Source organism: Actinomadura alba (assembly GCF_014323705.1).
Classification (GTDB): domain Bacteria; phylum Actinomycetota; class Actinomycetes; order Streptosporangiales; family Streptosporangiaceae; genus Actinomadura_C; species Actinomadura_C alba.
This window is the reverse complement of the sequence record NZ_JABVEC010000037.1, coordinates 59404-72603: the sequence shown is the minus strand read 5'-3', so window position 1 is coordinate 72603 and position 13200 is coordinate 59404. Positions and strand designations below refer to the sequence as shown.

At 69.2% G+C, this 13200-nt stretch carries 11 protein-coding genes; 5 read left to right on the top strand and 6 right to left on the bottom strand.

Annotated elements, in window-relative coordinates:
* A partial coding sequence (locus HKK74_RS32600; protein ID WP_222723006.1) for a HAMP domain-containing protein occupies positions 1–861 on the bottom strand: 861 nt, incomplete at its 3' end.
* A gap of 202 nt (positions 862–1063) precedes the next feature.
* Positions 1064–1897, bottom strand: a complete 834-nt coding sequence (locus tag HKK74_RS32595) for a sensor histidine kinase (RefSeq protein ID WP_222723005.1) — start codon at positions 1895–1897, stop codon at positions 1064–1066.
* A 219-nt stretch (positions 1898–2116) separates the two neighbouring features.
* Here HKK74_RS32595 and HKK74_RS32590 point away from each other — a divergent pair, with 219 nt between their 5' ends.
* Positions 2117–4978: a helix-turn-helix transcriptional regulator gene (locus HKK74_RS32590; RefSeq protein ID WP_187247241.1), complete on the top strand. Its 2862-nt coding sequence runs from the start codon at positions 2117–2119 to the stop codon at positions 4976–4978.
* Here the strand turns inward: HKK74_RS32590 and aztA are convergent.
* Positions 4944–5732: a zinc ABC transporter ATP-binding protein AztA gene (gene aztA / locus HKK74_RS32585; protein WP_222723004.1), complete on the bottom strand. Its 789-nt coding sequence runs from the start codon at positions 5730–5732 to the stop codon at positions 4944–4946. The two genes, HKK74_RS32590 and aztA, sit on opposite strands and share 35 nt — an antisense overlap.
* A gap of 50 nt (positions 5733–5782) precedes the next feature.
* Here aztA and aztB point away from each other — a divergent pair, with 50 nt between their 5' ends.
* The 4 genes from aztB (at position 5783) to aztD (ending at position 10071) form a co-directional block, all read left to right on the top strand.
* Entirely contained in the window at positions 5783–6661 is an 879-nt protein-coding gene (gene aztB, locus HKK74_RS32580) for a zinc ABC transporter permease AztB (protein WP_187247239.1), read from the top strand.
* Positions 6658–7860: a hypothetical protein gene (locus HKK74_RS32575; RefSeq protein WP_222723003.1), complete on the top strand. Its 1203-nt coding sequence runs from the start codon at positions 6658–6660 to the stop codon at positions 7858–7860. The genes aztB and HKK74_RS32575 overlap by 4 nt, the downstream gene beginning before the upstream one ends.
* Positions 7861–7865: 5 nt before the next feature.
* Entirely contained in the window at positions 7866–8804 is a 939-nt protein-coding gene (gene aztC, locus HKK74_RS32570) for a zinc ABC transporter substrate-binding protein AztC (RefSeq protein WP_246492195.1), read from the top strand.
* Between the two features lie 91 nt (positions 8805–8895).
* Positions 8896–10071, top strand: a complete 1176-nt coding sequence (gene aztD / locus HKK74_RS32565) for a zinc metallochaperone AztD (protein ID WP_222723002.1) — start codon at positions 8896–8898, stop codon at positions 10069–10071.
* A gap of 147 nt (positions 10072–10218) precedes the next feature.
* Here aztD and HKK74_RS32560 read toward each other — a convergent pair whose 3' ends face one another.
* The 3 genes from HKK74_RS32560 to HKK74_RS32550 all read right to left on the bottom strand — a co-directional run bounded on the left by HKK74_RS32560 (position 10219) and on the right by HKK74_RS32550 (position 13136).
* A complete protein-coding gene (locus HKK74_RS32560; protein ID WP_187247236.1) occupies positions 10219–10830 on the bottom strand; it encodes a helix-turn-helix domain-containing protein in 612 nt (203 codons plus the stop codon).
* 267 nt (positions 10831–11097) lie between these two features.
* Positions 11098–11370, bottom strand: coding sequence for a hypothetical protein (locus tag HKK74_RS32555; RefSeq protein WP_187247235.1), 273 nt, complete (start codon positions 11368–11370; stop codon positions 11098–11100).
* A 308-nt stretch (positions 11371–11678) separates the two neighbouring features.
* A complete protein-coding gene (locus HKK74_RS32550; RefSeq protein ID WP_187247234.1) occupies positions 11679–13136 on the bottom strand; it encodes a HAMP domain-containing sensor histidine kinase in 1458 nt (485 codons plus the stop codon).
* Between the last annotated feature and the right edge of the window lie 64 nt (positions 13137–13200).

Below are 13200 nucleotides of genomic sequence, written 5' to 3'. Positions count from 1 at the left end.
GGTGAGGTCCTCCCAGACACCCGACACCCCGCGAACCTGGGCGCGGCCGCCCAGCCGCCCTTCGGTGCCGACCTCACGGGCGACGCGGGTGACCTCATCGGCGAAGGCCGACAACTGATCGACCATCGTGTTCACCGTCAGCTTCAGCTCCAACAGTTCGCCCGTCGCCTCGACGGTCACCGTCCGGGTCAGGTCCCCGCGGGCGACCGCCGTCGTCACCACGGCGATGTCCCGCACCTGAGCCGTGAGCCGGGCGGCCATCGCGTTAACGGCCTCCGTCACGTCTCGCCAGCTGCCCGACAGGCCCTGAGTCTTGGCGCGGCCGCCCAGCCGTCCTTCGATGCCGACTTCACGGGCCACGCGGGTCACCTCGCCCGTGAACAACGACAGCTGGTCGACCATACGGTTGACCGCTTGGCCAACCCGGCGAAGCCCGCCGCGGAGCGGACGGCAATCATCGTGCAGGTCCACCCGCTGGGTGAGGTCGCCGCCGGCCACTGCCTCTAAGACGTGCGTCGCGTTGGTCATCGGCATGATCAACGCGTCGACGAGCGCGTTCGCCGCGCCAACGTTCGCCGTCCAGGCGCCCTGGCCCGGACTCGCCGACAGCCGTTCGTCGAGACGGCCGTGACGAACGACCTCGCGGCGTACGTGGGTCAGCTCGTCCGCGAAGTGTTGGTTGCGGGCGGCGATCTGGTTGAAGACGGCGGCGAGTTCGGCCGGCATGCCTTCGTGCTCTGTCGTCAACCGGACCCGGAAGTCACCATCGCGGAGGGCTTCCATGGCCGCCAGCAGTGGGCGCAGTTCGATCGTACGGACCGACCCGTTACAGGGTGAAGTCGTGGCACTTTCAACATTCATCGGTGAGTTACTCCCGACGTCGGTGGCTGAACGCGTCAACCTCACGGTCAGGTGATGGGAGCCCAGCCCATTTCCACCGGCCGGGGTCGAGCAGATGAACGATGCCCAATCGAGGCTATGAGACATGGGGATCTGCACGATATGTATAGATAAAGTCTTTTATCGTTCTATATATAACCTTGGTGATACGGGGTCGTCTGTTTCAGGCAAGGGGCAGCCGGAGCACGAACCGCGCTCCACCGCCGGTGGAGGCTTCGGCTCGAAGCGTCCCGTGGTGGGCGCGGGCGATGTCGCGGGCGATCGCCAGACCAAGGCCCGTTCCCCCGGTGTCGCGGCTACGGCCGGCCGCCAGCCGGGTGAATCGCTTGAAGATCCGTTCCCGGTCGGCTTCGGCGACCCCCTCACCGTCGTCGGTGACCGCCAACTCGGCGCAGTCTCCGTTGCGGCACACCTCGATCTCCACTGTTCGCTCGGCGTGCAGTTGAGCATTGTCCAGCAGGTTGGTGAGCACTCGGCCAATCTGGACGCCCACGGCATCGATGATCGTTTCGCGCTCAAGCCTGAGTCGAACCGCGATCCGGTCCACCACCCGTCGGGAGACCTCCGTCTCGACCAACTCCGCGAGATCGACCTTCTCCCGTGCCGGTAGCGCACCGGCCCCCAGCCGGGCCAGAAGAAGCAGGTCGCTGACGATCCTCTCCAGCCGATCCACGTCGCTCAGCGCACGGGCGAGCACATTCGGCAGCGAACTCTGTTCGGGATGCAGCTGGGCCTCCTCCAGTTGCACCCGCAAGCCGGCGATGGGTGTACGAAGTTCGTGTGCGGTGTCGGAGACGAACTGCCGCTGGCTCTGGAGCTCCCGTTCCAGTTGTCCCAGTTGTCCCAGTTGGCCCGTCACGGTCCCGGACAGCTGCTCGCTTTCGTGTTCAGTGCGCCTCATGAGAAAGTCGTATTGTCTGTGACCGGCGTTTCCAGATCCATCCAGTCTGTCGAAGCGGGTCCGCAGACTGATCAGGTCTGCCATGTTCGGGAACATCCTTCCTTGATCGACCTTGACGTCACCGAGGGGTTCTCGACAACTCCCCCATACTCACCCGCAGGCCGGGGCCCCCATACCGCACATCCGTGTAGGTTCGTCGTGATCTTGCAGTTGTCGCGTCGTAGAAGCCGATCCCGCCGCTGTGTAGATCGTCGTTGGGCTGCGTGTCGCCTGAACGAGTTGCATGCGCGTTCCGGGCAGGTGTCTCATGAACACATGGGGGGCGCATTTCGGGGCGGCGCGGCCCCACGGCAGCCTCAGGCTGCTGGTGCCGGCGCCGACTCAAAGCGGTCCTGGCCTGGTTGGCGTGGCAGGCCCGGGGAGTGGAATACCGTCTCCAGTCTGCTGCGGGCGGCCAGGGCCGACCGGGGTGGTGCGATTCTGGTCGAGGGACGGCAGGGCATGGGCAAGAGCCGGCTGCTCGCCGAGGCCGCCGACGAGGCGATGAGAACCGGAATCGCGGTCGCTCAGGGAGCGGCCGACGAGTCAAAGCAGCTGGCGCCCTTGGCTCCGCTGACGTCCGCGCTCGGGGAGCCGGCTTGCGCACCGCCGGAGCTGGGCACGCCGGGCGCTGAGATCGTCGATCTGCGGCTGTTGCTGGTGGAGCAGCTGCGGGCTCACCTGGAGCAGCGGGTCAGGCAGGGCCCGTTGCTGATCACGCTGGACGACTTGCAATGGGCCGATCCGACGACCCGGCTGGTGCTGCGGTCACTGGTACCAGAACTGACGTCCTATCCGCTCGTGTGGATGCTGGCCCGAACCAGCGGAGTCGGGGACCCCGGCCTTGACCGGCTGTACGGCCTGCTGGAACAGGAGGGCGCCTGCCGCATCGTGCTGAATCCGCTCGGCGACAGGGCGGTGGCCGAGGTCGTCGCGGATGAGCTCGGCGCGCCGCCCGCCTCGGACGTCTTGGAGCTGGCGGCCGGCGCGAGGGGGACTCCGTTCCTGCTCATCGAGCTGCTGAGAACGTTCAGAGAGGAAGGAGAGGTCGAGGTGGCCCAGGGCAATGTGCGGCTGACCTCGACAGAGCGGAATCAGGCGATCATGCGATGCCGCCTGACCGGATTGTCCCCACAGACCCTTCATCTGCTCCAAGTGGCGGGAACCCTTGGCCGCTCCTTCTCGGTCGACGATCTGGCCGAAATGCTGGGCGAACCCGTGAACCGGCTGTTGCCAGGGCTCAGCGAGGCGGTAAGGGAGGGTGTTGTCGTGTCCGCCGTGGACAGGCTGACCTTCCGTCACGATCTGCTGTGGCAGGCCGTGACGGAAGGGATCTCCGCGCCGGTGCGCGCGGCGCTGCAGCGGCAGGCAGGAGAGATGCTGCTGAACCGCGGCTCGGCCGTCTCAGCGGCCACGCACTTCATGCGCTGCGCCCAGCCCGGTGACGCGCGGGCGCTCGCCGGGCTGGACCGGGCGGCACGTGAGGTACTGCCCTACTCTCCGCAGACCGCGGCGGATCTTGCCATCCGGGCACTTGAGCTCACCGACCCGCCCGATCCCGACCGCTTCGCACGTTCGGCGATGGCGGTGGACGCCCTGACGGCCGCAGGGCGGCTGTCCGAGGCCACGGAGTTCGCACATGACGCACTGCGCCTGGCGCCACCCCACCCGTGGGCGGCCCGCATACAGTACGAGCTGGCATCCATCCTGCTGCTGAGCGGCCGGCCGGCCGAAGCCGTGGCCGAGGCCGAGAATCTGCTCGCTCAGCGGGATCTCTCCGATGAACTGCGCGGCGTCGCCGAGTTGGCGATGTTCCAGGGACTGTTGGCGCTGCACGACCTCGGGCGTGGCAGGAAACGGGCGAAGGCCATCGTCGCCGACAGGCGAGGGCACACCGACACCGCACTGGTCGGGGCCCTCATGCTCTGCACGCACATCGCTTGGGAAGAGGCACGGGTCACCGACGCGTTCCGCTACATCCGCGAAGCCGTACATATCGCGAGCGGCGGATCCATAGCGGCCCGGCGCGCCCATCCGCGCCTTTACCTGGCCCGTTGCCTCGTGGGAGTGGGAGAGTTGGCCGAGGCCGAGGCCGCCATCCAGGCCGCCGCCGAGGATGTCGAAGCACTCGGACACACCGCGCACGCCGCCAGCCCGGCGTTCTTCCGGGCCTGCCTTCTGCTGAGCTCCGGCCGGCTCGACGACGCCGCCGCAGAGGCCGAGGCGGGGCTGAAGACCGCGGACAAGCTGAAAACGCACAAGTTCGTCCTGTTGGGGCTGGCCGTGCTGGCGATCGTGGCGTTGCGGCGCGGGGACGTCGGCATGGCCGCGAAGCACATCGAGCGCTTCCAGTCCGAGCAGCAGGCCGCACATGGACCGAAGTTCGGGTCGACCTGGGGTACCTGGGCCGTGGCATTGCTCGGCGAGGCCCAAGGCGGCCCAGAACGGGCGATGGAGTTGCTTGATCACTGCTACAGCGACGTACGCGACCGCCGCTGGATGCTCATGTTCGAGCTCAACGCGGCGGCCTGGATGACACGCACCGCCCTGGCCGCCGGGCGCCGCGGGGCCGCCCAGGCCATCGTCGACACGGCCCAGCAGATCGCGCACGACAACCCCGACTTCCCCGCACTCGCCGTCGCCGCCTCCCACGCTCACGGCATCTTCCACGAGGACCCGGTGGCCCTGGCCCAGGCCGCCGCCCAATACCGCGACCCATGGGGCAGCGCCTCCGCCGCGGAGGATCTGGCGGTCCTGCTGACCAGCGGTGCCGCCGACTCCGACCACAAGGCCGTCGTCCGCAGTCTCGACCAAGCCGCCGACGGCTACCAACAGATCGGCGCGCAGAGGGACGCGGCCCGGGTGCGTGCCCGGCTGCGGAGGCTTGGTGTGCGACGCCGCCACTGGGCCTACACCGAACGGCCGGCCGCCGGATGGGACAGTCTCACCGAGACCGAACGCAACGTCGCCACGCTCGTCGGCCAGGGACTGACCAACCGCCAGGTCGCGACCCGGATGTTCCTCTCTCCCCACACGGTGTCGTTCCACCTCCGCCAGGTCTTCCACAAGCTCGGCATCGGCTCCCGCGTCCAACTCGCCCGCATCACCGTCGAGCACCGTGACCCGCCGACTCCGTGACGGGGACCTGTCGAGCAGAGTCGACCAATGAATCCGCAACGACGTCGCTCGATCTGAGCCTCTCGGCCTGGTGGCCGTCCGGACCGGAGGGCAGAACCTCCTCATAGCGCCCCTGGGCCAGCAGGCGTCCTTCCGCCAGCAGCAGGCAATGGTCCGCATGCCGGGCCGCCTCGGCGTCGTGGGTCGCGTGGACGACCGTGACGCCCTGCGCCTTGACCTGTTCGAGGACCTGCAGGATGCGCCCACGGCCGGCGTCATCCAGTCCCGCAGCGGGCTCGTCGAGCAGCAGGAGATCCGATTCCTGGGCGAGTCCCTGAGCGATGAGGACGCGCTGACGCTGCCCCCCGGACAGTTCCGCCAGTTGCTTGTGGGCCAGTTCGGCGATGCCCATGCGCTCGAGGCAGTCCCGGACCACCGCACGGTCATGCCGGGTGAGGCGCCGCCACCAACCACGATGCGCCCATCGCCCCATCGTGACCGCGTCCAGCGCGGTCATGGGCAGGGCGGCGGACACCGCACTGCGCTGCAGGACCAACGCCGGCCGCCGGACACCGGATCGGTCCACGGCGCCTCCGCAAGGGGCATGGGTGCCGGCGAGGACGCCCAACAGCGTCGACTTGCCCGACCCGTTATGGCCCACGAGCGCGGTGACCCGCGCTCCCGGCAGCTCTGCGGTGACGTCGCTCAACGCCACCGTGCTCCCGTACCTTGCGCTGACGCCCCGCAGCGTGATCACCGTACCTGGCTGTGCCATCATGACTCCCCGCTTGATTTTGATAACCGTTTTCATTGTAGAGTACGGCCATGGAATGGTTCTTCACCCCGTTTGGGGTGTCTTTTGTTGAACGGGCGCTTTGGGGTGGTCTGCTGGTCTCGGGCATCTGCGCGCTGGCGGGGACCTGGGTCGTGCTGCGCGGCATGGCCTTTCTCGGCGACGCCATGTCGCACGGGATGCTGCCCGGCGTCGCGGTGGCGTCCCTGCTGGGCGGGAACCTCTTCCTGGGCGCCCTGACGAGCGCGGCGGCGATGGCGGCGGGCGTGACCGCGCTGTCGCGGTCGCCTCGACTGTCCCAGGACACCGGGATCGGCCTGCTGTTCGTCGGGATGCTGGCGCTGGGTGTGATCGTCGTCTCGCGTTCGCAGAGCTTCGCGGTCGACCTGACCGCTTTCCTGTTCGGCGACGTGTTGGCGGTGCGCCCGCGCGATCTGACGGTGCTGGCGGCGGCGCTGGCCGTCAGCGGCGTCGTCGCGGTCGTCGGGCACCGGGGCTTCGTCGCGCTCGCCTTCGACCCGCGCAAGGCGCAGACCCTCGGCCTGCGCCCGCGACTCGCCCACGCCCTGCTGCTCGGCCTGCTGACGCTCGCCATCACGGCCTCGTTTCATGTGGTGGGCACGCTTCTGGTCTTCGGGCTGCTGATCGCGCCGCCCGCCGCCGTCATCCTGTGGGCGCGCAGCGTACCGGCGGTCATGGCCGGAGCGGCCCTGATCGGCGCCCTCTCCACCGTCACGGGCCTGCTCATCTCCTGGCATCTCGGCACCGCCGCCGGGGCGACGATCGCCGCGACCGCGGTGGCGCTGTTCTTCCTTTCGGCACTGGCCGCCCGGCTGCGCGACCGCAGGTCGCGCAGCACGGCACCGACGTCCGGCCCTGCCCCCCGCATGGAACCGGAGCACGCATCATGATCGGCAACCGCACGGGGCGTACAACGCTCGCCGTGATCGCCGCGGGGGTCGCCCTTTGCTCATGCGGTTCCTCCGGCACCGAAGGCACATCCGCACCAGAGCAGCGCCCGCACGGATACGTCGAGGGAGCCGAGGAGACAGCCGAGGCGCAATGGAGGCTGGTGCTCGCCGACGATTCGGGCACGGCACACCTGCTCGACCCCGCTACCGAAAAGGTCACCGAGGCGACCCGGACCGGCGGGATCACAGATGTGGAAAGTGACGGCCGGTTCGCCTACCTCGCCACCAGCAGCGGTGTCCGCGTCTTCGACAGCGGAGTCTGGACCGGCGACCACGGTGATCACGTGCACTACTACCGCGCCGCCACTCGGGTCATCGGCGAGTACCAGACAGGCACGGCTCCCGATGCCTCCACCACGGTCGCCGGCGACCCCGCGATCACCGCCCTGACCACCGGAGACGAAGCGCACGTCGTTGACCGCAAGGCGTTGGAGAGCGGGAGAGTCAGCGTGACCATGCGGTCCCGGGGGCGGGCGGCGCTGGCCTATGCCGAACACGTCCTGGTCGCCGCCACTGACGGCGCTGACGGCACCGTCACGATCTACGGCAGGGACGGCCGGCCGGCCGGCCGGATCCAGGAGTCCTGCCCCGCCCCGCGAGGCCAGGCGATCACCCGGCGCGGCGCGGTCTTCGGGTGCGCCGATGGAGCGCTGGTGGTGACCGGGCGGGGAACCGAACTCTCCGGCAAGAAGATCGCCTATCCAGGGCGGGTCACCGAGGACGAGCGGGCGATGGCGTTCCATCATCGTCCCGGAACCGCCGTTCTCGCCGCCAAGGCCGGCCGCGACGGAATCTGGATCCTGAATATCGCCGCGGGCGAGTGGACACGCGTCCACTCCGGCCCCGCGGCCGCGGTCAGCGGGACTGGCGAGGGCTCTCCCGTCCTGATGCTCGGCGAAGAGGGCCGCCTGCGCTCCTACGATCCCGAGACGGGCGAGGCGCTCGCGAGTACCGAACTGATCAAGAGAGTCCGGCAGGGGAAGCCCTCGCCCGTGATCCGGGCGAACACGGCACGCGCTTACGTCAACGATCCGGCCGCGAACGCGGTCTACGAGATCGACTACAAGGACGACCTGCGCCTGGCCCGGACCTTCAAGCTGCCCTTCAGCCCCGGCCACATGGTGGAGACGGGATGGTGAGCGGGATGACGTCCCGGCGTGGCCCGGGCGGGCTCGTCCAAATCCTGGCCGCACTGTCCCTCGCGCTCTGCGGCTGCCTGGCGGGGTGCGGGCCGGGCGGCGACGACCGTTCCGGCGTGGTGGTCACCACCAACATCCTCGGCGACATCACCCGCTCCATCGTGGGCGACGAGGCCGAGGTGACCGTCCTGATGAAGCCCAACGCCGATCCGCACTCGTTCGGGATCTCCGCTCGGGAGGCCGCCCGCGTGGAGCGGGCCGCGCTCCTGATCCACAACGGCCTCGGCCTGGAGGAAGGGGTGACGCGGAGCGTCGAGGCGGCGGAGGCCGCAGGCGTCCCGACGCTCGCCGTCGGCGAGGGCGTCAACCCGCTCCGCTATCGCGAGGGGAAGAACGCCCAAGCCCTCGATCCGCACTTTTGGACCGATCCTCGCCGGGTCCTGACGGCCGTCGACACCATCGCGGCGCACGTCGAGCGGAAGGTTCCCGGGGTCGACACGGCGAAGGTCCGCGCCAACGCGGCCGGCTACCGCAGGCAGGTCGAGGCGCTTGACCGGTCGATGGCCGCCGCCTTCGCCCGGATTCCGGCCGAACGCCGCAATCTCGTCACCAACCACCACGTCTTCGGCTATCTCGCGGAGCGTTACGGCTTCACCGTGATCGGCGCCGTCATCCCGAGCGGCACCACGCTCGCCTCCCCCAGCGGATCGGATCTGAGGTCTCTGGCCGAGGCCGTGCGCCGAGCCGGGGTTCCCACCGTCTTCGCCGACTCGTCCCAGCCCGACCGGCTCGCCCGGGTCATGGCCGGGGAGACCGGTCTCGACATCAGGGTCTCGCCGTTGTACTCCGAATCGCTCACCGACCAGAACGGCGGAGCCCCCACCTACCTGCGGATGATGCGCTCCAACGCGGAGACCATCGCAGCCGGCCTGTCGCCGCAGTGACACCGCGACGCCGGGCGAGGTCGCCTCCCCCCGCATCCCGCTCGACCGGCAACGACTCCCTGAGAACGGAAGAACAAGAATGAAGGACAGGATGCGATTCCGATCGCGCATGGCCGCGGCCGCCGCGCTCCCCGTGATGGCACTCGGCGCGGGCGTGGCGGCATGTGGCGAGACCGGCTCCGAGACGTCCGGGCGCAAAGCCGCCCCGAAGGCCCCGGTCAAGGTCGGTGAGCCCCTCGTGCTGACCTATGACGGCGGCGTCTACGTCCTCGACCGCACGACGCTGAAACTTGTCCAAGACCTCCCCCTCCCCGGGTTCAACCGGGTCAACGCCGCCGGGGACGACCGGCATGTCCTGGTCTCAACGGCCGGCGGCTTCCGGGTCCTCGACGCCGCCGGCGCGACATTGCGCGAGGAGCAGTTCGCCGCCGTCAAACCCGGCCACGTCGTCCGGCACGCCGGCAAGACCGTGCTGTTCGCCGACGGAACCGGCAAGGTCACCGTCTTCGACCCGCGCGACCTGGGCACCACCACCCTGCCCGAGTCCTCGAGCCACACGGCCGAACATCCCCACCACGGTGTCGCCGTCGTGCTCAAGGACGGGCAGATGGTGCTCACCCTCGGCACCGAGGACAAACGCACCGGCATCCAGGTGCTGGACGCTGCGCGCAAGGAGACGGCCCGCAACGAGGACTGCCCCGGCGTGCACGGCGAATCCACGGTCAAGGACGAGACCGTGGTCATCGGCTGCGAGAACGGCGCGCTCGTCTACAAGGGCGGCACGATCACCAAGGTCACGTCGCCTGACGCGTACGGGCGGATCGGCAATCAGGCCGGCCACGAGGAGTCTCCCATCGTCCTGGGCGACTACAAGACCGACCCCGACGCCGAACTCGAACGGCCCAAGAAGGTCTCCCTGATCGACACCCGGTCCGGCACGATACGGCTCATCGACGTCAAGGCGAGCTACTCCTTCCGGTCCCTCGGGCGTGGCCCCAACGGCGAGGCACTGATCCTGGGAACCGACGGCGCGCTGCGCACCATCGACCCTGAGACCGGGAGGATCACTGCCACCGTCAAGGTCGTCGATCCGTGGGAGGAACCCCTGGAGTGGCAGGACACCCGCCCGTCGCTCCACGTCCGGGACCGTACCGCCTATGTCACCGACCCCGCCGACAAGAAGGTGCACGCCGTCGACATCGAGTCGGGCAAGGTACAGGTCACCGGGCAACTTCCCCAGGCGCCCAACGAACTCACCGCCCCCTGAGCGAGCGACGGCCGCCGGCCCCGAACCGGCGGCCGTCGCACACAGCGCGGGGATTGATGGTGGGCGGCCCACCACCGGCGAAAGTACGGGCCTGTACGGACGGCTCGGCGGCCACACGAGGGGCGCACAGCCGCTCCTGGCCCGGAATCATAACTGGTCGGTTCGCCCAGGTGGGTGCTTTGTCTTGGGGCGCGCGCGGAGGTGTGCGCGTTCGCCCTGCCTGCCGAACAGGCTGAGGAACTCGACCGGTTCGGCACCGGTGGCGTCGAACCAGTGCGGTACGCGGGTGTCGAACTCGGCCGCCTCACCTGGTGAGAGCACCAGATCCTGTTCACCGAGGACGAGCCGCAGCCGTCCGTTGAGGACATAGAGCCATTCGTAGCCCTCGTGGGTCTGTGGATCGGGTTCTCCTCGGCGGCTGCCGGCCGGGATCACGAGCTTGTACGCCTGGATGCCGCCGGCTCGGCGGGTCAGGGGCAGCATGGTCATGCCGTAGCGGGTGACCGGGCGCAGGTGGATGCGCGGGTCTCCGGTGGGCGGGGCACCGACGAGTTCGTCGAGCGAGACGCCGTGGGCTCTGGCCAGGGGAAGCAGTAGTTCGAGGGTCGGCCTGCGGGCACCGGACTCCAGCCGGGACAGGGTGCTCACCGAGACGCCGGTCTCTGCCGACAGGTCGGCCAGCGTGGTCTCGCGCTGCCGGCGCAGCGCGCGTAGCCGGGGTCCGACCGCGGCGAGCGCTTGGTCGAGGTCGTCGTCCATGCCGCCAGCTTGCCATACCGGCAATAGAGCTTGCCACGACGGCAGCAGCGCCTTCTTCCGGTCACGGGGGCGCGCTCGTCCTCGTGACGGGCACCGTACGGCCCGGCCGACCGCCGGAGCGACCGGGCGGGGCCGTCACGGCACGGGGTACGGCGATTCGCGGAGCCCTCGCGGGCGGCGGTCACCGGCACCGTCAGCGGTCATCGGCCTGATCACGAAGTGTCCGTGATCGGCGACGCGAGCCGCGGGAGGCGAGGCGCCAGAGGATCAGCGCCAGCCGCCGTGGTGGTGACCATGGAAGCCGCCGTGGTGGTGCCCGTGGTGCCCGTGGTGCCCTTGGTGCCAGTTATGGTGCCGAGGCCAGTGGTTGTGGTGGCAGTTGCCCCAACGCCAGTTACAGCCCTGCACGACGGCGGGCTGTTCCGCGGCGGCCGCCACCGTCTGCGCGCTCGCCGGAGTCATCGCACCGGATGTGAAGACGGCGATCCCCGCACATGCCATGGTGGAGAGGGCCATACTGATCGACTTGGGAATGGTCATGGAAGGTCCCTCCTGAATGCAGTAAAGGTAAAGTCGCGGTTATCTGGCGGAAGATTCTTGAACCTCCAACCACAACACGTATTCACATCTCACATGCCGTGATTTGGGAAATCAACCCGGTTGAATTGTCAATCGCAGGTGTTGGCACGAATTTGGCCTTATCACGCCGTGCGGTTGGCTCAGCTTGCCCCGACAGGGCGAGGTCAAGCGCAGGCATGTTCTCGGGCATCGGGTAATGCAATGACATGAGCGCTCACACCCGAACGCGCGCCCCGATCCCTGAGCCGGCCCCGGCGGCGGATACCCGGTCAGGTCTTCCACAAAGGGGTCCCATCGCCGGCGAAGCCGCGTACTTCAGCGCGGACGCCATGCGCGGGCGGATGCGCGGGCGTGTCCATCAGCGGCAGCCGCAGTACGAAGCGCGCACCGCGCGGCGAGTCCTCGATCAGCAGGGTTCCGTGGTGGTTCTGGGCGATGTCGCGGGAGATGGCCAGGCCGAGCCCGCTCCCCTTGGGATCGCGACGGCGCCCGCCGTCCAAGCGGGTGAAGCGTTCGAAGACGCGTTCCCGGTCCTGTGGCGCGATGCCGTCACCGTCGTCGGTGACTGTCACGACGGCCTGATCGCCGGCACGCTCGGCGGTGACCTCGACACTGGTCTCGGCGTGCCGCCGGGCGTTGGCCAGGAGGTTGTCCAGGATCCGGATCAGCTGAATCCGGTTGCCTCGGACGTTCACATCGCGGCCGGCGCGCACGTCCACCGGCACGCCGTCCGCCCTGGCCGCGGCCTCCGCCACTTCCGCGGTCACCAGCGCGCCGAGGTCGAGCGGCCCCTGCGCCGCCGGGACGCCGGCACGCAGACGAGCCAGCACCAGCAGGTCGTCGACGATCGTCTCCAGCCGGTCGGTGACCGCCAGGGCCTCGTGGATGGTCTCGTGGGGATCGACGTCTCGCGGATAGAGCACCGCCTCCTCCAGCCGGGCACGCAGACCGGTGAGCGGGGTCCGGAGCTCGTGCGAGGTGGTGGAGGCGAATCGGCGTTGCCGCTCCGCCGACTCCTCCAACCGGGCCAGCGTCTCGTTGGCGGTGGCGGCCAGCAGCGCGTACTCAGTGCAACCGGGCGGCTTGGGCACCCGCAGGCTGAGGTCGCTCACCGAGATCGCGGCCATGGTCTCGCGGATCGCCGTCACAGGGCGCAGGGAACGGCCGCTCACCCACCAGTTCCCCCACGCCGTGAGAGCGGCGCCGAGCAGGACTCCCGCGCCGGTCAGCAACTGCAGGCGGTGTGTCGCCAGGAGGGCCGGCTCGGCCGTTCCCGCGTAGACGAAATGGGGCTCACCCCGCCAGAGCTCGCGGGTCTCCAGCGGAGGAGTCCGGACGGCGGCGAGTATGACGCACCCGCCCTGCGGGGAGCACACGGTGTCGTCGTCGATCCGATCATCGATCGGGGGGCGCACGCCGCTCAGGGCCGGTCTGCCCGTCGCGGCCGCGCTGGCCGCCACCACCCGGCCATGCGAGTCGACGAGCTGGAGGAGGTCGATGCGCGTCTTCGGATCCGGCCGCGGCGTGACGCCGGGCCGGAAGGACCCGAGCCAGTTGGTGGCGACTCGCTGCGCCTCTTGGACGACGCGGGCATGGGCCCTGTCCGAGATCAGAAAGTCGATGCTGGTGCCGATCGCGGAAAGGAAGATCAAGGACAGCGTCCCGACGGCCAGCGTGGTGCGCGCCCGAAGCGAGTGGGGCAGAAGTAAACCCCGCCTGCATCCCAAGATGCCCCCCTCTTGCAAAAGAGCAGGTCAAGCCCCTTATTCGAAGGTATCCGTGGACCATAGA